This window comes from Kitasatospora sp. MY 5-36, from assembly GCF_001182915.1.
In the GTDB taxonomy this organism is placed as follows: domain Bacteria; phylum Actinomycetota; class Actinomycetes; order Streptomycetales; family Streptomycetaceae; genus Kitasatospora.
Genome location: NZ_LFVW01000016.1, coordinates 17,454 through 33,687 on the forward strand (window position 1 = coordinate 17,454; position 16,234 = coordinate 33,687).

The window sequence follows — 16,234 nt, forward strand, 5'->3', positions numbered from 1 at the left end:
GGCCACCGCGTGTGCGGCAGCGTGCTCTACGCTGCCGCACACGGGAGTCGACCGCTTCAAGAGGCGTATGCGGGGGACTGCCGAGGTCACCCGGGCGCTGTGGGCCCGGAAGGTCTGCGAGCCGGGTGACGAGGAGCCCGCACCCGCCACCCGGGTGCGGGCTCCTGTGCGTCAGGCGTACGTGAGCAGACTGCCGGTGTCGAGCGTCCAGGGGCCGACGGCGATCGTGTCGCCGAAGGCGAACTTCTCCCGGGACTCGTAGCCGGGTTCCGAGTGCACGACGCCCGTGCCCGTGCGGGGATCGACGAGCAGGTAGAACGGGATCCCCATGGCCGAGTAGTCGCGCACCTTGTCGTGGTAGTCGTTCTCCGGGTTGGACTTGGAGACGATCTCCACGACGAGCAGAACCTCGTGCGGGAGGACCGCCCGCTGCTCGCCCTCCAGGGTCGCCTCGGGGAACACCATCAGGTCCGGGTTGCGCAGTCGGCCGAGCCCCGCGTCCTGGAGGTCCGCGCCGTGGTAGGCGATGTGACCCGGGTGGGTCGTCGGCAACTGGGCGTTGAGCTGCCGGGAGAGGCGCAGCACGGCGAGCTCGTGGCGCTTCACGGGCGACATCATCATGACGATCTGGCCGTCGGCGATCTCGATCTTCCCTATCCCCGGCACCTTCGGCAGCTGATCCGCGATCTCGAGCAACCGGGCGTACACAGCAGGATCGATGCTCATATTCCGGAGTGTATCGGCGGCCGCCGTCAAGCGTCCGCGACCGTTCGCCGGGCGGTGGTGTGGGCCTGGCGGGTGGCGTAGAGGGTGACGGCGGCGGCGAGGGCCATGGCGGTGAGGCCGACGGTGGCGGCGCCGGGCCAGCCGGTGGCGTGGTAGGCGTCGGCGCCGAGGGTGCCGCCGAGGCTGTTGCCGAGGTAGTAGGCGATCAGGTAGAGGGCGGAGGCCTGGGCGCGGCCCTCGGTGGCGGTGCGGCCGACGGAGGAGGAGGCGGTGGCGTGGCCGGCGAAGAAGCCGGCGGTGATCAGGACCAGGCCGAGCAGGGCGCAGGTGAGGGATTCGGCGAGGGAGAGCAGCAGGCCGGCCGCGGTCACGCCGATGGAGACGTAGAGGGCGCCGCGCCGGCCGAGGCGGCCGGCGAGCCGGCCGGCCGCGGCGGAGGTGCCGGTGCCGACCAGGTAGACCACGAAGATCGAGGCGGCGATCGACTCCGGCAGGTGGAAGGGTGCGGCGATCAGCCGGTAGCCGACGGTGTTGTAGACCGCGCCGAACACCGCCATGAACAGCATGCCGAGCAGGTACAGCCGTAGCAGCAGCGGGTTGCGCAGGTGCCGTCCGACGGTGCGGGTGAGCGCGCGGGCGTCCACCGGGGCCGGGGTGAAGTGCCGGGCGGCGGGGATCAGCAGCCGGAAGGCGAGGGTGGCGAGCAGGGCGAGGACGGCGGAGGCGGCGAGGCCCCAGCGCCAGCCGAGTCCGGCGGCGGTCCAGCCGGAGAGCAGTCGGCCGCCCATGCCGCCGATGCTGTTGCCGGCCACGTACAGGCCCATCGCGGAGGGCAGGGCGCTGGGGTGGACCTCCTCGGCGAGGTAGGCCATGGCGGTGGCGGGGAGCCCGGCGAGGACGGCGCCCTGGAGGACGCGCAGGACGACGAGGGTGGTGAGGTCGGGCGCGAAGGGCAGGGCGAGGGCGAACGCGGAGGCGGCGAGGGTGGAGGCCGTCATCACCGCGGTGCGGCCGTACCGGTCGGAGAGCGCGCTGGCCGGGAGCAGCCCGAGGGCGAGGCCGAGGGTGGCGGCGGAGGCCGTCCAGCTGGCCTGGCCGGGGGTGAGGTCGAGGTCGGCCGAGAGGATCGGCAGCAGGCCCTGGGTGGAGTAGAGCAGGACGAAGGTCGCGACCCCGGCGGCGAACAGGGCGAGGTTGGCGCGGCGGAAGGCGCGCTGGCCGGGGCGGTGGCGGTCGTCGGCGGTGAGGGTGGCGGTGGCGGGGGCATCCGGGGTGGTCACGGATGCCCCGGTATCGGCGGGCTGCATGTCGTCGACCGTAGGCCTGTCGGCGTTGATGCGTCCAATGCATGAAGTGTGGATGATCGATGCACTGGCGTATGAGTCGAGGTGGTGCGGGGATGTCCGGTCCGGAATCGGTGGACGGCGGGGAACAGCGGTACCGGGTGGCCGAGTTGGGGCCGGAGGAGCCGGCCGTGCTGCTGGCGCCCCGGCTGGCCCGGTTCGCGGCGGTGGCCCGGCTGGAGCACGTGACCCAGGCGGCCGCGCTGCTCGGGGTGCCGCAGCCGACGCTGTCGCGCGCGGTGGCCGGGCTGGAGGAGGAGCTGGGGGTGGACCTGCTGGCCCGCCAGGGCCGTACGGTCCGGCTGACCAGGGCGGGCCGGCTGCTGCTGGCCTCGGTGGAGCGGGCGCTGGCCGAGCTGGAGCGGGGTGCGGAGGCGGCCCGGGCGGAGGCGGATCCGGCGGTGGGCCTGGTGGCCTTCGGGTTCCTGCACACGATGGGCCCGGACGCGGTGCCGGCGCTGCTGCGCGGCTTCCGAGCGGAGCACCCGCGGGTGCGGTTCCAGCTGGTGCAGGACTACGGCGCGGCGATGCTGGAGCGGCTGCGGGCCGGGGAGTTGGACCTCTGCCTGGTCGCGCCGCTGCCGGAGGACCCGGCGTTCGCCGCCCGGCCGCTGGACGAGCAGCGGCTGCACCTGGTCGTCCCGGCGGACCACCGGCTGGCCGGGCGGAGGCGGATCCGGCTGGCGGAGGTGGCCGAGGAGCCGTTCGTCGGGCTGGAGCAGGGGTACGGGCTGCGCGCGATCACGGACGGCTTCTGCGCGGAGGCCGGGTTCGTCCCCCGGCTGGCGTTCGAGGGGGAGGAGGCGGAGACGCTGCGCGGGCTGGTGGCGGCCGGGCTGGGGGTGGCGCTGCTGCCGCCGGCCCTGGTGCCGCGGCCGGGGGTGGTGGAGCTGGAGGTGACGGCGCCGCGGACCCGGCGGGCGATCGGGTTGGCCTGGGCGGCGGGGCGGCCGTTGGCCCCGCCGGCGCGGGCGTTCCGGGACTTCGTGCTGTCCCGGCGCGGGCGGCTGTTGCAGCACGACTGAGAACGCCGTCGTGCGGCGCGACCGGGCCCGTCGCGGCGGCGGGTTGACGCTTTGGTGGATCGTATGGACCGGTCGGTGGAATTCCGGGTGGAGTTTGGACCATCCGGCGGTGTTCGCGGTGGTCGGTCTACGCGCGTAGGGGCTATATTTCCGCAATGGAACAGCAGATCCCCGTCACCACCGCGGGCACCGGCCCGCGCATCCCCACTCCCGACCAGATCCGCCGCGCGCCGAAGGTCCTCCTGCACGACCACCTGGACGGCGGGCTGCGCCCGGAGACCGTGGTCGAGCTGGCCGCCGCCTGCGGCTACCAGGGCCTGCCCACCACCGACCCCAAGGAGCTCGGCGAGTGGTTCCGCGAGGCCGCCGACTCCGGCTCGCTGGTCCGCTACCTGGAGACCTTCGCGCACACCTGCGCCGTGATGCAGACCCGTGAGGCGCTGATCAAGGTCGCCGCGGACTGCGCCGAGGACCTGGCCGCCGACGGCGTCGTGTACGCCGAGGTCCGCTACGCCCCCGAGCAGCACCTGGAGGCCGGACTGAGCCTGGACGAGGTCGTCGAGGCCGTCCAGGAGGGCTTCCGCCTCGGCGAGGCCAACGCCCGCGCGGCCGGCCACCGGATCCGCGTCGGCACCCTGATCACCGCGATGCGGCACGCCGCCCGCTCGCAGGAGATCGCCGAACTGGCCAACCGCCACCGGGACTCGGGCGTCGTCGGCTTCGACATCGCCGGTGCCGAGGCCGGCTACCCGCCCACCCGCCACCAGGCCGCCTTCGACTACCTCAAGGGCGAGAACAACCACTTCACCATCCACGCGGGCGAGGCCTTCGGCCTGCCGTCGATCTGGGAGGCCCTGCAGTGCTGCGGCGCCGACCGGCTCGGCCACGGCGTGCGGATCGTCGACGACATCACGGTGGGCGAGGACGGCACGGTCGAGCTCGGCCGGCTGGCCGCGTACGTGCGCGACAAGCGCATCCCGCTGGAGATGTGCCCGACCTCCAACATCCAGACCGGCGCCGCCGCCTCGTACGCCGAGCACCCGATCGGGCTGCTCAGCCGGCTGAAGTTCCGGGTCACCGTGAACACCGACAACCGGCTGATGAGCGGCACCAGCATGAGCCGGGAGTTCGGCCACGTGGTGGACGCCTTCGGCTACACCCTGGGCGACCTGGAGTGGTTCACGGTGAACGCGATGAAGTCCGCGTTCCTGCCCTTCGACGAGCGGCTGGCGATGATCAGCGACGTGATCAAGCCGGGCTACGCCGAGCTGAAGGCGGAGTGGCTGTTCAGCGCGGGCACCGGCGGCAACTGAGCCTCCGGGGCGCGGCGCCCCGGCGCGCGCCGGTCGGATGAACTCCAGGCTCCTGCAAGGGGGTTGGTGTTCATCCGACTACTCACTCGGGTGAGTGAACGCCCTTTGGCTCCCGCGTGACCTGCTCACTACGGTGTGCCAGTCATGCCGAAACGTCGCGGCGGCGGTCGCCCGTCCGCCGGTCCCGTGCGCGAAGTCGGCGACCGACGAGGACCCAAAGGGGACCAACCATGAAGCAGGCTCTCAAGGCCGCCGGTACCGCGGCGCTCGGCATCGCCATCGTGGCGGTCGGCGCCGGTGCCGCCTCCGCGGCCGACGGCCAGGCGGCCGGCGGCCTCGGGCTGCCCACCGGCGCGTTGACGAACCCGGCGGTGACCGGTGCGGTCACCGACACCGCCGCCAAGCTGCCCGCCGCCGGCAAGGTGACCGAGACGCTGGGCACCCTCGCCCCGAGCGTCGGCAAGGCCGTCCCCGCCGGGGACACCCCGCTGGCCGGCGTCACCGAGCAGCGCGCCGCCCAGCAGCGCGCCGCGCTCCCGACCATCCCCGGTCTGGACAAGACCCCGATCGGCGGGCTGACCAGCACCCTCCCGGCCATCCCCGGCCTGACCGGCTGAGCCACGGCCCACGGCACGGCGACGGGCCGCCCACCCCGGAGACCCCGGGGCGGGCGGCCCGTCGCCGTGCGGTGAGGCCCGGTCGCCCCCGGGCCGCCGGGCTTACGGCTCCTGGGGGAGCAGCACCCAGAGGGCCAGGTAGAGCAGGAACTGGGGGCCGGGCAGCAGGCAGGAGAGCAGGAAGATCACGCGGACGGTCCACGGGGTCAGGCCGAAGCGTTCGGCGATCCCGGCGCAGACACCGGCGAGGACGCGGTTGCGGCGAGGACGGGCGAGGCGCGCACTCATGATTCTCCATACCTTTCTTCGTGGGATCGTTCTGGTCATTCGTAAGATCAGGGCACCCAGGGATGCCGGGTGTGGCTGTCATGTCATTGCCGCGTCCGTGGCTGAGGGAGATTGGCCGCCCGGCATCCCGCGACGACTCGGCCGCTGATTGGGATGCGCGGAACAAGATCGCTCGTATGGACATGTCGGCGAGGTCGTCTGCTGGGACTGTGAACAGGCACGTCGAGCGAGGAGGATTGGATGCCCGAACTGTGGGCCGGGACGGATGCGGGCAAGGCCGAGCACCACTGCACGGCGATCGACACGGACGGGAAGACGGTGCTCTCCCGCCGGGTGCCGAACAACGAGGCCGAACTGCTGGAACTGCTCAGCGACGTCCTGGAGCTGGCCGACGGCAACCCGGTGACGTGGGCGGTGGACCTGAACGCGGGCGGCGCCGCGCTGTGGATCGCGCTCCTGGTCAACCACTCGCAGAAGCTGCTCTACATCCCCGGCCGAACCGTGCACCACGCCTCGGCCGCCTACCGGGGCAACGGGAAGACGGACGCCAAGGACGCCTTCGTCATCGCCGACACCGCCCGCATGCGCCGCGACCTGCAACCGCTGGACCAGGCCGGCGAGATCGCAGTCGATCTGAAGATACTCACCGCCCGCCGCATGGACCTGTCCGCCGACCGCACCCGTGCCATCAACCGGCTGCGCGCCCAGATGCTGGAGTACTTCCCGGCCCTGGAACGGGCCTTCGACTACAGCGTCTCCAAGAGCGCCCTCGTGCTGCTGACGGGCTACCGGACGCCGGCCGCACTCCGGCGCATCGGTCGGGCACGACTGGCGGCCTGGCTGAAGAGTCATGGCGTGCGCACCGCACCCACGGCGAAGAGCACGGCCGAAGCCGCGGTCACGGCCGCCGAGGCCCAGTTCACCGCCGTTCCCGGGGAGAAGACCGCCGCCAGGATGGTCCACACCCTGGCCAGGGAGGTGATGTCCCTGGACCAGGAGATCGCCGAGCTCGAAGCCCTGCTCGAGGGCCGGTTTCGCGAGCACCCCCACGCCGAGGTGATCACCAGCATGCCCGGCATCGGCGACATGCTCGGCGCCGAGTTCATCGCCGCCACCGGCGGCGACATGGCCGCCTTCGGCAGTCCCGACCGCCTCGCCGGGGTCGCCGGCCTCGCCCCCGTGCCCCGCGACTCCGGCAAGGTCAGCGGCAACCTCCGCCGGCCCCGCCGCTACAGCCGAAGACTCCTGAGGATGTTCTACCTCTCCGCCCAGGTCGCCGCTGTCCACTGCCCCGTCTCGAAGGCGTTCTACCGGCGCAAGCGCGACGAGGGCAAGTCCCACAAGCAGGCCGTCCTGGCCCTCGCCAGGCGCCGTCTCAACGTGCTCTGGGCCCTCATACGCGACAGCCGCACCTTCGATGCAGTTGCGCCCAAGAACGCCGCCCCAGCGCAGTAAGGCAGTCACGAGGCGTCACCGCCCTGGCTTGACAACATCATTGGGAATCTCCCTTCCTCGCCGCGCCGCGCGGGGTCCCGCCGGGCGGCCCTTCGTGGTCTGTCACCCGTGCAGGGCCCGGGCGATCTCCCGCAGGTCCTGTGCCGCGAGGACCGAGCGGATCGGCACGCGCACCCCGAGTTCCTCGCGCAGCGCGCCGATCAGCCGCCCCGCCAGCAGTGAATTCCCGCCCAGGTCGAAGAAGTTGGCCTCCGGCTCGACCCGCGGCAGGTCGAGCAGCCGGGCGATCGTGCGGTACAGCCGCTCCTCCCGGGAACCGGGCTCCGCGCCGCCGTCGGATCCGGTCGCACTGTCCGAGGCAGGACGGTCCGGGGTGGCGCGGTCGAGGGCGGTACGGTCCAGGGCGGCGCGGTCGATCTTCCCGTTCGGGGTGGTGGGGAAGGCGTCGAGCACCTCGATCCGGGCCGGCACCATGAACTCCGGCAGCACGTCGGCCAGTCGGGCGCGCAGCGCCGCGGGGTCGAGGGCGGCGCCGGGGCTCGGGGTGACGTAGCCGACCAGGCGCGCGTCGGCCTGTCCGCCCCGTACCAGCACCGCGGCCAGGTCCACGTCGGGCTGCCGGGTGAGCCGGTCCTCGATCTCGCCCAACTCGACCCGGAAGCCCCGTAGTTTGACCTGTCCGTCGGCCCGGCCGGCGAAGTGGAACCGGCCGTCGGCGGCGCGCCGGCCGCGGTCGCCCGAGCGGTACATCCGGGCGCCGGGGGGCCCGAACGGGTCGGGCAGGAAGCGGGTCGCGGTCAGCCCGGGGCGGCCGACGTAGCCGCGGGCCAGCCCGGAGCCGCCCAGGTAGAGCTCGCCCTCCGCGCCGTCGGCCACCGGCCGCAGCCGCTCGTCCAGCACGTACACCCGCGCCCCGGTCCAGGGGACGCCGATGTCGACCCCGTCCGCCGCGTCGATCGGCCCGGCGAGGGTGCAGCCGACGGTCACCTCGGTGGGGCCGTAGCCGTTGAACATCCGGCGCCCCGGCGCCCAGGCGCCCAGCAGCGCGGGGGTGCAGGCGTCGCCGGTGGAGGTCACCGTGCCGCCCCGGAGCACGTTCCGACTGTCCGTCACACTCAGTGCGGCGGGCGGCAGGGTGGCGTGGTCGATCGCGTGCCTGGCCAGCGTCCCGTGCAGGGCGTCGCCCGGCAGCAGGTCCTCGTCGTCGGCGACCACCAGGGCGGCGCCGTGCAGCAGGGCCAGCGAGAGGTCCCAGAACCCGGCGTCGAAGCTGACCGAGGCCCAGGAGAGCACCCGCTCGCCGGGGGCCGGGCGCAGGTGCTCGGCCTGGGTGGCGACCAGGTCGGCGACGCCCTCCTGGGGGACGGCGACGCCCTTCGGGGTGCCGGTGGAGCCGGAGGTGTAGATCACGTACAGCAGGTGGTGCGGCGACAGCGGAGCCAGGCGCTCGTCCTGCCGGACGTTCCCGTCGCCGTACCGGGCGCAGGCCGCCGCGCACTCCGCGGAGTCGAGCACGACCTCGTCCAGTTCCACGCCCTCGGGCCGGGCGGCCGCGGTGCGCAGCAGCAGCCGCGGCGCCGCGTCCCGCACCATGAAGGCCTTGCGGGACGCGGGGTAGCGGGGGTCGAGCGGCAGGTAGGCGCCGCCCGCCTTGAGCACGGCCAGCTGGGCCACCACCAGCTCGGGCGAGCGCGGCACGGCCAGCGCCACCAGGTGGTCCGGGCCGACGCCGCGGTCGATCAGCAGCCGGGCCAGCCGGTTGGCCCGGGCGTTGAGCCGGCCGTAGTCGAGCGCGGTGTCCCGGTACAGCACGGCCGTCGCCCCGGGGCGGAGCGCCGCCTGCTCCTCGAACAGTTCGGCGACCGTACGGGCTCGCGCGGCCGCGGGTGCGGCCACCGTACGGACGGGCGCGGTCACGGCGCCTCGCCCAGCCGCGGGCGGACCTCGGTGGCGAACAGCTTCAGGCTGCGCGACATGCTCTCCAGCGACTGCTGGCCGTAGTCGAGCTGGAACAGCACCACGTCCGTCCCCAACTCTGCCTCGATGCGCCGCAGTTGCTCGACCGCGCTGCGCGGGGAGCCGATCACCGCCAGGCCCGCCGCCTCACTGGGGCCGGCCTGGTGCTTGTCCACCATGGCCTCGCGGTAGCCCTGGTAGGAGGTCGAGCTGCGCTCGCGCCAGGACTCCGCGGCCGCGCCGAAGGTGTCCCAGTGCCGGCGCAGCGCGGCATTGCCCTCCGCCACGGCCTCCTCGTCGGAGTCGGCCAGGTACAGCGCGACGCTGATCGCGACCTGGGGCCGGCGGCCGGCGTTCTTCGGCGCCGCGGCGAAGCGCTGCCGGTACAGGTCGATCATCTCCCGTACCTGGCCGACCTGTTCGCGGCTGGGGGCGGAGGCGATCAGCAGGTTGTAGCCGGAGTCGCCGATCCACTCGAAGCTGGAGCGGGTGATCAGCGCGGCGGCCCACACCGGGGGGTGGGGGTCCTGGGTGGGCAGCGGGAGGGAGTCGGCGTCCCGGTAGCGGAAGAAGGGGGTGTCCTCGCTCACCCGGGACTCGGTCCACAGCCGCACCACCGCGTCCACCACCGCCCGGAACCGGTCCTTGCTGCTGTCCAGGTCGATGCCGAAGGCGTCGAACTCGTACGGCAGGAAGGCGCGGGCGAAGCCGACGTCCAGCCGGCCGCCGCTGAGCGCGTCGAGCTGCGCGGTGCGGGCCGCGAGCTGGATCGGGTGGTGGAAGGAGGCCTGGATGCCGCCGGTCATCAGCCGCACCCGGCTGGTGCGCGCGGCGACGGCGGAGAGGAAGGCGAGCGGGTCGGGGCAGTAGCCGCCGTAGGCGTGCAGGTAGTGCTCGGTCATCTTGACGTACTCGAGGCCGAGGTCGTCGGCCAGTTCGGACACCGCCAGCAGGTTGCCGTAGTACTCCTCGGCGCTGCGCACCAGCGGCGGGGTGTCGGGCAGCAGGGATATTCCGTAGGTCGTCATCTCTGGGCCTCCGTGGTCGGGTCCGGTGGTGCGTCGGGCAGGGCGCCGCGGCCGCCGAGGGACCAGTACGCGCGCAGTCCGTGGACCAGCGGCCGCGGCCGTCCGTCGTCCGCCGCGGCGGCCCGGTAGACCTCGCCGAAGAGCACCACGTGGTCGGCGACGGTCACCGAGCCGGTGATCCGGCAGTCGGCGACGGAGTGCGCGGCCCGGTCGAGGTGCGGGCCGGCCCAGTCCGGGCGGGCGGTCCACCCGACGCGCTCGAAGCGGTCGGGCCCCCGGGCGGCGAAGAGTTCGGCGACGGCGCGGGCCCGGTCGTCGAGCAGGTTCACCGCGAAGCCGCCGCTCCGTTCGAGGACGGCGAGGGTACGGCTGGAGCGCTGCATGCACACCAGCAGGGTGGGCGGGTCGGCCGACACGCTGGAGATCGCCGTGCAGGTCGTGCCGTACGGTCGGCCGGCCTCGTCTGCGGCGGTGATGACGGCGACGCCGGCGGGGAAGCCCGCCATCAGGGTTCTGAACGCGGTCGCGGAGACCGGTCCGGCCGTCGTGCGGCCGCCGGCCCCCGTCATGGGCGTGGGGGGCATGGGGAGGAACCTCCTGGCGTCCCGTCGGGAGCCGACGGTCGCGCTGTCCTCGGTCACGGTGTACGTCCTGGTCACGGCGTACGTCCTGGTGCGCGGCCTGGTCCTCGGCCGCCGCACACCGACTCTGGCACGGGCCCCGGCCGGGCCGTTCGGCGGAAAAAGATTTGCGAAAGAGGCGCTCCGCCCGCGCTGGTCGGGGCGGCCGGGCGGGGGCCGGAGTCGGGGCCGGGGCGGCCCGCACCACGTCGGGCGCCAGGGCGGCGGCGATCAGCCCGGTGTCCCCGGTGGCGGCCGCGAGCCGGAAGGCCGCCACCGCCTCGCGGTGGCGCTCCGGCTCCACCGGGTGCCGCTCCAGCGGGGACCGCACCTTCTGCCGGGCCCGGCTGGCCAGCTTCTTGGCGGTGGTCCGGCTGCGGTCGAGGAGCGCGCCGATCTCGTCGAAGGGCACCCCGAAGACGTCGTGCAGCACGAACGCGACCCGCTCGGCCGGGCTCAGCGCGTGCAGGACCACCCGCAGCGCGAGGCCCACCGACTCGGCCGCCAGCGCCTCCTGTTCCGGGTCCGCCTCCGCGCCGGGGCCGCAGGTGTGCGTCAACTCCTCGCCCCCGCAGCGCTGTTGGCCCCCCGACCGGCTGCGCAGCGCGTCCAGGCAGACCCGGGAGGCGACGGTGCGGATCCAGCCGGGCAGGTTGCGCACCGCCGTGGTGTCGGCGCGGTCCAGCCTCAGCCAGGTCTCCTGCACCGCGTCCTCGGCCTCCTCCCGGGAGCCGAGGATGCGGTACGCGAGCCCCAGCAGCGCCGTTCGGCTCTCCTCGAAGAATTCCGCCAGCAGTTGGCGCTGATCCATCGGTCACCTTCCGGGTTCACGGTCCGTCGTACTGATGACCCGCGCACCGCGGGGCTTGTGACTCACGACCGTTCGAAGGAGAGTTTCCGATGACGGAGGCCGTCGCCGAGATCCCCGCGTACACCGCGGGCACCTGGAGCATCGACAAGGCCGACCCGCACATCACCCTGGACGTCCAGGCCTCGCTCGACGCCTGAGCCCGGCCCGGCGGGACGCCCTCTGCCCGTGTGAGGTACGGGCAGAGGGCACCGGCCGCACGCCGGGGTGGCGGCGTGCCGGCTGTACGGCGTACGGGCTTCGCGGTGTGCCGCCCGCGCGGGGTGTCAGCCGCGGTCGGCGCCGCCGGTCACAGGCCGTCCGCCTCCAGGATGTAGCCGCGGCCCCACACCGTCCGGATGCAGAGGCCGACCTCGGAGATCCGCCTCCGCAGCCGCATGATCTGCAGGTCCAGGGCGTTCCTGGAGATCGCTCCGGTGGCCCGGACCACCTGCTGCTCCAGCTCGGCCCGGTACACCACCTCGCCGTAGTGGGCGACGAGTTCCTCCATGATCCCCACCTGGGTGGTGGAGATGGCGACCGAGTTGCCGCCGAAGCAGAGCACCCCGGTGGAGTCGACGGTCGGGACCCTGCGCCCGTACACGCGTTGGGACAGCGCCTGGATGCGCGCCTCGACGTCCCCGCGCGGGGCCGGCGACCTGATCCAGTCCTCCCCGGGGTCGACGCACACGGGAGCGTCATTGCCGGCCTCCACGACGAGCAGGCAGGGAATTCCCGCCTTTCGGCAGTGATTCCGTTTGTCCGCCTCGATGGGCCATCGTATTAACGTGACACCTTTGCTCAAGGGTGTCTCCCTCGTCAGAGAAAAAGGCAGTCTCGGCTTTCCTTGCTTTCTCGTACGAACCGCCCCGAAGGCAGTGGGAATCGACGCCCGGCGCGGCTCACGGCCGGGCCCGCGGCCTCCCGCCGGGGCGGGGCTCCGCAAGGCCCGGTTGCACACGTTCACCGACTGGTAAGCACACGTTTGCTGCTGGGCACTCGGCCCTCGGCAGCGCCGTGCCCGCCCCCCTGGAATCCGGGAGCGGGCGCGACGTACCGGTGGTTCGGACCACCTCCTACCTTGCCCGAGCTCTATCCGCGCACCCGCGTGACATGGGTCACGGACGGGGGCGCAGACCCTTTCCGGCCACCGTCACCTCGTCGGCGGACGAACCGCCCGCCGGTCGGGGTCCGGCCGGCTCCGGAGTACTCGACTCCGGGGTGGTCGGCTCCGGGGCCGGCTCCGGGGCCGTCGGCAGCTGTCCGGCGCGCTGCCGGAACCCGGCCCAGGCCAGCACCGCCGCCACCGCCGTGGCCGCGGCGGCGATCCCGATCGACAGCTGGTAGCCGTGCAGGAAGGAGTCGACGGCCGGCTGCCGGAACGGCTCGCCGAGCGCCTCCACCACCGTGTGCAGCCGGCCGCCGCCGACCTCCCGCGACCGCTCCAGCACCTGGGCCCGCTGGGCCCCGTCCAGCCCGGCCGTCTTCTCCTGCCAGGCGGAGACCGCCGAGTTGACGCCGACGGCGCCCAGCACCGCGAGGCACACCGAACTGCCGATCTGCCGCGAGGCGTTCAGCACGCCCGAGGCGGCGCCGGAGGCCCCCGGGGGCACGTCCCGCATGGCCACGTGGGTCACGGCGGGCACGAAGGTGCCGAACCCGCCGCCGTACAGCACGTACCCGAGTGCGCTGACCGCGAAGGGCGTGGTCCCGGCCCGGCTGAGCAGGAACACCCCGACCGCGGCCAGCAGGATCCCCGAGACGGCCACCGTCACCGAGCGGAACCGCGAGTCCAGGCGGCCGCCGAACTGCGCCATGGTGAGGAACGGGATGTTCATGAACAACCACGACAGCCCGGTGCGCAGCACCGACCAGCCCGCCACGTCCTGGAAGTACAGCGTCACCCAGAACAGCGCGCCGCTCATGCCGCCGTAGCACAGCAGGTAGATCCCCGAGGCGCTCGCGAAGCTGCGCGCGCGCAGCAGGGCGGGCGGCATCATCGGGTGCGGGGCACGTCGCTCCCACCCGAGGAAGGCCAGCAGCAGGACCACCCCGGCCACCAGCGGGAACGCCACCACGGCCGAGCCCCACGGGTGGTCGGCGGACTCGACGAAGCCGAGCGTGAGGCAGACCAGCCCGAGCGCGCTGAGCACGATCCCCGGCACGTCGAGCCGGCGGGCCTGCGGGTTGCGCGACTCCCGCACCGCCAGGAAGGTGCAGGCGATGCCCAGGGCGGCGAACGGCAGGTTGATCCAGAAGACCGACTGCCAGCCGAAGAAGGTCAGCAGGATGCCCCCGCCGACCGGGCCCGCGCCGAAGCCGGTGCCGCCGATCGCCGCCCAGGCGCCGATCGCCGAGGCCCGCTGCTCCTTCGGGTAGGTCTCCGTGATGATGGACAGCCCCAGCGCGAGCATCGCGGCCCCGCCCAGGCCCTGCACCGCCCGGAAGGCGATCAGCGAGAGCGCGTTCCAGGCCACGGCGCAGGCGACGACGCCGATCGAGAAGACGACCATCCCGGTCAGGAAGATCCGCTTGCGGCCGTACCGGTCGCCGAGCGCCCCGCTGGCCGGGATGACCGCGGCCAGGCTCAGCGAGTACGCGCTGATCACCCACTCCAGCTCGGCGGCGCCCATGTGCAGTTCGCTCTGCATCGACGGGAGGGCCACGTTCACGATGGTCAGGTCGAGCGAGGTCATGAACGTGGCCATGCACATCGCGAACAGGGTCAGCCGCCGGCGTCGCGACTCCGTGAGGGAGAGGGTCATGGCCTCTCGCCCCTCCGGAGTCGTGTGATATGTGTGATACCCAGTGTGATCATCCCGCGCTCCAAGTAAGGTCCACGAACGACGGGGGCGGCTCGCCGCCCCCGTAGTGATGACCCCTCCCGACCGAGGAATGTGACCGTGCCCGACCACGATCGGCTGGCAGAGCAGTTCGAGCGGCACCGGCCGCACATGCGGGCCGTGGCGTACCGCATGCTCGGCTCGCACGCGGAGTCCGAGGACGCCGTCCAGGAGACCTGGATCAGACTCAGCCGCAGCGACGCCGACGAGGTGGCGAACCTCGCCGGCTGGCTCACCACGGTGATCGGCCGGATCTGTCTGAACATCCTCCGCTCCCGCGCCGCCCGGCCCGAGGACCCGGTCGGGGTGCACCTGCCGGACGTCGTCGTCGGGCAGGAGCCGTCCAACGGCCCGGAGGACGAGGCGCTGCTGAGCGACTCGGTCAGCCTCGCCCTGCTGATCGTGCTGGACACCCTCGCCCCGGCCGAGCGGGTCTCCTTCGTCCTGCACGACATGTTCCACCTGCCCTTCGACGAGATCGCGGCCGTCGTCGGGAAGACCCCGGCGGCGGCCCGCAAGCTCGCCAGCCGGGGGCGCCGCCGGGTGCAGGAGGAGCGCGAGGCGGACTCCGGCGGCGACTTCGCGACCCGCCGCACGCTGGTGAACGCCTTCTTCGCGGCGGCCCGGAACGGCGACCTGGACGGGCTGGTGGCCGTCCTCGACCCGGACGTCGAGCTGCGCGCGGACGGCGGGCCCGCCCTCGCCGCCGCCACCGCCTCGATCCGCGGCGCCCGGCCGGTGGCGGGGCGCGCCTCGCTGTTCCGCCAGGGCGGGGTGGCGGTCTTCCCGGTGCTGGTCAACGGCGTCCCCGGCGCCCTGGTCACCCGGGACGGCGCGCCGACCTCGGTCATGGGCTTCTCGGTGCGCGGCGGGCGGATCACCCGGATCCAGATCCTGCTGGACCCGGAGCGGGTCGGCGCGGTCGACTTCGCCGCCTTCACCGCGTAGCGGGGGCGGTCCGGGAAGGGTCCGGGAACGCCGGTGGGGCGCCTCCCTCGGGGGGCGCCCCGGCTCGCTGCGCGCGCTACCGCTCCACCTCCGGCCCGACGCCGACGGTGATCGCCCGCGAGGGGCAGAGGTGGGCGGCCTGCCGTACCCGGTCCCCGAGTTCGTCCGCCACCTCCGCCCCGAGCAGCCGGACGGTGCCGTCCTCGTCCCGCTGGGCGAAGACCTCGTCCGCGGTGATCACGCACATCCCCGAGCCGATACAGCGCTGTCGGTCGACCGTCACCCGCATGGTTGTCCCTCTTCTCCGTTCGTTTCCGGTTCCCGGGCCCCGCCCGGGATGCTCAGCGCGGGAGCAGCCGCACCGGCAGGGAGCTGTAGCCGTTGAGGAAGGCGGACCGGATCCGGGTGGCCGGCCCGGTCACCTCCACGCCGCGCACCGTCCCGGCCAACACGCCCAGCAGCGCCCGCAGTTCGACCCGGCCGAGGAAGGCGCCCAGGCAGAAGTGGGCGCCGTGGCCCAGCGCGACGTGCTTATTCGGGGAGCGGGAGAGGTCGAAGGAGCGCGGCTCGGCGAACGCCCGCTCGTCGTTGTTGGCCGAGATGTTCCACAGCGACACGATGTCCCCCGCCCGCACCTCCTGACCGCCGATCAGCTGGTCGCGGGTGGCGGTGCGGGCGAAGTGGAACGCCGGGGTGGCCCAGCGCAGGGCCTCCTCCACGGCGGAGTCGAGGTCCACCCGGCCGTCCCGGAGCGCGCGCCACTGCGCGGGGTTCTCGGCCAGCGCCTTGACCGTGCTGACGGCGGAGACCCGGGAGGACTCGTCGCCGCCGATGATCAGGCTGTAGCAGTTGAGCGCGATGTCGTCCAGGCTCAGCGGCTCGCCGTCGACCAGGCCGGTGGCGAGCGTGCTGATCACGTCCTCGCCCGGGGACTCGCGCCGCTGCTGCGCCAAGTCCATGAAGTACAGCACCAGTTCGTTGCGGGACTCGAGCGAGTCGAGCTCGTCCGCCCCGGTCAGCGCGCCCTTGCTCCAGTGCAGCAGGTCCGGCCGGTCCGCCTCCGGGACGGACAGCAGGTCGCAGATGGTGTTCATCGGCACGTGCTCGGCGACGTCGGTCGCGAAGTCCACGGTGTCGGCGTCGAGCGCGGCGCCGACCAGTCCGGCGGTGCGCCGCTCGACCTTGCGGGCCACGGTGTCGAGGACCTTCGGCGACAGCGCCCGCC

General features: G+C 73.4%; 15 protein-coding genes and 1 pseudogene. 5 read left to right on the forward strand and 11 right to left on the reverse strand.

All coding sequences use genetic code 11. The features are described 5' to 3' along the window. Positions 1-171: 171 nt before the first annotated feature. Both AE652_RS01395 and AE652_RS01400 read right to left on the reverse strand, forming a co-directional pair. Positions 172-726: a Uma2 family endonuclease gene (locus AE652_RS01395; RefSeq protein WP_063780018.1), complete on the reverse strand. Its 555-nt coding sequence runs from the start codon at positions 724-726 to the stop codon at positions 172-174. Between the two features lie 26 nt (positions 727-752). Then, positions 753-2,033, reverse strand: a complete 1,281-nt coding sequence (locus AE652_RS01400) for an MFS transporter (RefSeq protein WP_049649195.1) — start codon at positions 2,031-2,033, stop codon at positions 753-755. 92 nt (positions 2,034-2,125) lie between these two features. On the opposite strand from AE652_RS01400, the gene AE652_RS01405 reads away from it, so the two are divergent. From AE652_RS01405 to AE652_RS47755, 3 genes are all read left to right on the forward strand, one after another. Then, complete coding sequence (locus AE652_RS01405; protein ID WP_082345153.1) at positions 2,126-3,094, forward strand: LysR family transcriptional regulator; 969 nt, start codon at positions 2,126-2,128, stop codon at positions 3,092-3,094. Positions 3,095-3,249: 155 nt separating this feature from the next. Continuing rightward, the gene (locus AE652_RS01410) at positions 3,250-4,407 is read left to right on the forward strand and encodes an adenosine deaminase (protein WP_049649196.1); all 1,158 of its coding nucleotides are present in this window, start codon (positions 3,250-3,252) and stop codon (positions 4,405-4,407) included. 230 nt (positions 4,408-4,637) lie between these two features. Next, positions 4,638-5,024, forward strand: coding sequence for a hypothetical protein (locus AE652_RS47755; RefSeq protein WP_049649197.1), 387 nt, complete (start codon positions 4,638-4,640; stop codon positions 5,022-5,024). 102 nt (positions 5,025-5,126) lie between these two features. Here the strand turns inward: AE652_RS47755 and AE652_RS01420 are convergent, their stop codons facing one another. Further along, on the reverse strand, positions 5,127-5,312 hold the full coding sequence (locus AE652_RS01420; RefSeq protein WP_049649198.1) for a PspC domain-containing protein: 186 nt from the start codon (positions 5,310-5,312) through the stop codon (positions 5,127-5,129). A 240-nt stretch (positions 5,313-5,552) separates the two neighbouring features. Here AE652_RS01420 and AE652_RS01425 point away from each other — a divergent pair, with 240 nt between their 5' ends. After that, positions 5,553-6,767, forward strand: a complete 1,215-nt coding sequence (locus AE652_RS01425) for an IS110 family transposase (RefSeq protein WP_049649199.1) — start codon at positions 5,553-5,555, stop codon at positions 6,765-6,767. 102 nt (positions 6,768-6,869) lie between these two features. Here AE652_RS01425 and AE652_RS01430 read toward each other — a convergent pair whose 3' ends face one another. From AE652_RS01430 to AE652_RS01455, 6 genes and pseudogenes are all read right to left on the reverse strand, one after another. Next, entirely contained in the window at positions 6,870-8,684 is a 1,815-nt protein-coding gene (locus tag AE652_RS01430; protein ID WP_107086328.1) for a non-ribosomal peptide synthetase, read from the reverse strand. Continuing rightward, positions 8,681-9,751, reverse strand: a complete 1,071-nt coding sequence (locus AE652_RS01435; RefSeq protein WP_049649200.1) for an LLM class flavin-dependent oxidoreductase — start codon at positions 9,749-9,751, stop codon at positions 8,681-8,683. The genes AE652_RS01430 and AE652_RS01435 overlap by 4 nt, the downstream gene beginning before the upstream one ends. After that, positions 9,748-10,335, reverse strand: a complete 588-nt coding sequence (locus AE652_RS01440) for a flavin reductase family protein (protein ID WP_234348174.1) — start codon at positions 10,333-10,335, stop codon at positions 9,748-9,750. Before AE652_RS01440 ends, AE652_RS01435 begins: the two co-directional genes overlap by 4 nt. A 415-nt stretch (positions 10,336-10,750) precedes the next feature. Further along, positions 10,751-11,182, reverse strand: a pseudogene (locus AE652_RS43605) (sigma-70 family RNA polymerase sigma factor); the annotation flags it as partial. Positions 11,183-11,528: 346 nt separating this feature from the next. Further along, positions 11,529-11,909: a winged helix-turn-helix domain-containing protein gene (locus AE652_RS01450; RefSeq protein WP_198959425.1), complete on the reverse strand. Its 381-nt coding sequence runs from the start codon at positions 11,907-11,909 to the stop codon at positions 11,529-11,531. 427 nt (positions 11,910-12,336) lie between these two features. Continuing rightward, positions 12,337-13,983: an MFS transporter gene (locus AE652_RS01455; RefSeq protein WP_049649204.1), complete on the reverse strand. Its 1,647-nt coding sequence runs from the start codon at positions 13,981-13,983 to the stop codon at positions 12,337-12,339. Between the two features lie 138 nt (positions 13,984-14,121). Between AE652_RS01455 and AE652_RS01460 the strand changes: the two genes are divergently transcribed. Further along, positions 14,122-15,009, forward strand: coding sequence for a sigma-70 family RNA polymerase sigma factor (locus tag AE652_RS01460; protein WP_049649211.1), 888 nt, complete (start codon positions 14,122-14,124; stop codon positions 15,007-15,009). 76 nt (positions 15,010-15,085) lie between these two features. On the opposite strand, the gene AE652_RS01465 is transcribed toward AE652_RS01460, so the two are convergent. Together AE652_RS01465 and AE652_RS01470 are read right to left on the reverse strand one after the other, a co-directional pair. Continuing rightward, entirely contained in the window at positions 15,086-15,298 is a 213-nt protein-coding gene (locus AE652_RS01465) for a ferredoxin (RefSeq protein ID WP_049649205.1), read from the reverse strand. A 52-nt stretch (positions 15,299-15,350) separates the two neighbouring features. Next, positions 15,351-16,234 (reverse strand): cytochrome P450 (locus AE652_RS01470; protein ID WP_049649206.1); only part of this gene is annotated, 884 nt, incomplete at its 5' end.

Bases quoted from the DNA above. Each gene is read 5' to 3' on its own strand.
- AE652_RS01405 (WP_082345153.1), top strand. From the start codon at position 2,126: ATGTCCGGTCCGGAATCGGTGGACGGCGGGGAACAGCGGTACCGGGTG.
- AE652_RS01440 (WP_234348174.1), bottom strand. From the start codon at position 10,335: ATGCCCCCCACGCCCATGACGGGGGCCGGCGGCCGCACGACGGCCGGA.
- AE652_RS01410 (WP_049649196.1), top strand. From the start codon at position 3,250: ATGGAACAGCAGATCCCCGTCACCACCGCGGGCACCGGCCCGCGCATC.
- AE652_RS01435 (WP_049649200.1), bottom strand. From the start codon at position 9,751: ATGACGACCTACGGAATATCCCTGCTGCCCGACACCCCGCCGCTGGTG.
- AE652_RS01465 (WP_049649205.1), bottom strand. From the start codon at position 15,298: ATGCGGGTGACGGTCGACCGACAGCGCTGTATCGGCTCGGGGATGTGC.
- AE652_RS01400 (WP_049649195.1), bottom strand. From the start codon at position 2,033: ATGCAGCCCGCCGATACCGGGGCATCCGTGACCACCCCGGATGCCCCC.
- AE652_RS01455 (WP_049649204.1), bottom strand. From the start codon at position 13,983: ATGACCCTCTCCCTCACGGAGTCGCGACGCCGGCGGCTGACCCTGTTC.
- AE652_RS01420 (WP_049649198.1), bottom strand. From the start codon at position 5,312: ATGAGTGCGCGCCTCGCCCGTCCTCGCCGCAACCGCGTCCTCGCCGGT.
- AE652_RS01425 (WP_049649199.1), top strand. From the start codon at position 5,553: ATGCCCGAACTGTGGGCCGGGACGGATGCGGGCAAGGCCGAGCACCAC.
- AE652_RS01395 (WP_063780018.1), bottom strand. From the start codon at position 726: ATGAGCATCGATCCTGCTGTGTACGCCCGGTTGCTCGAGATCGCGGAT.
- AE652_RS47755 (WP_049649197.1), top strand. From the start codon at position 4,638: ATGAAGCAGGCTCTCAAGGCCGCCGGTACCGCGGCGCTCGGCATCGCC.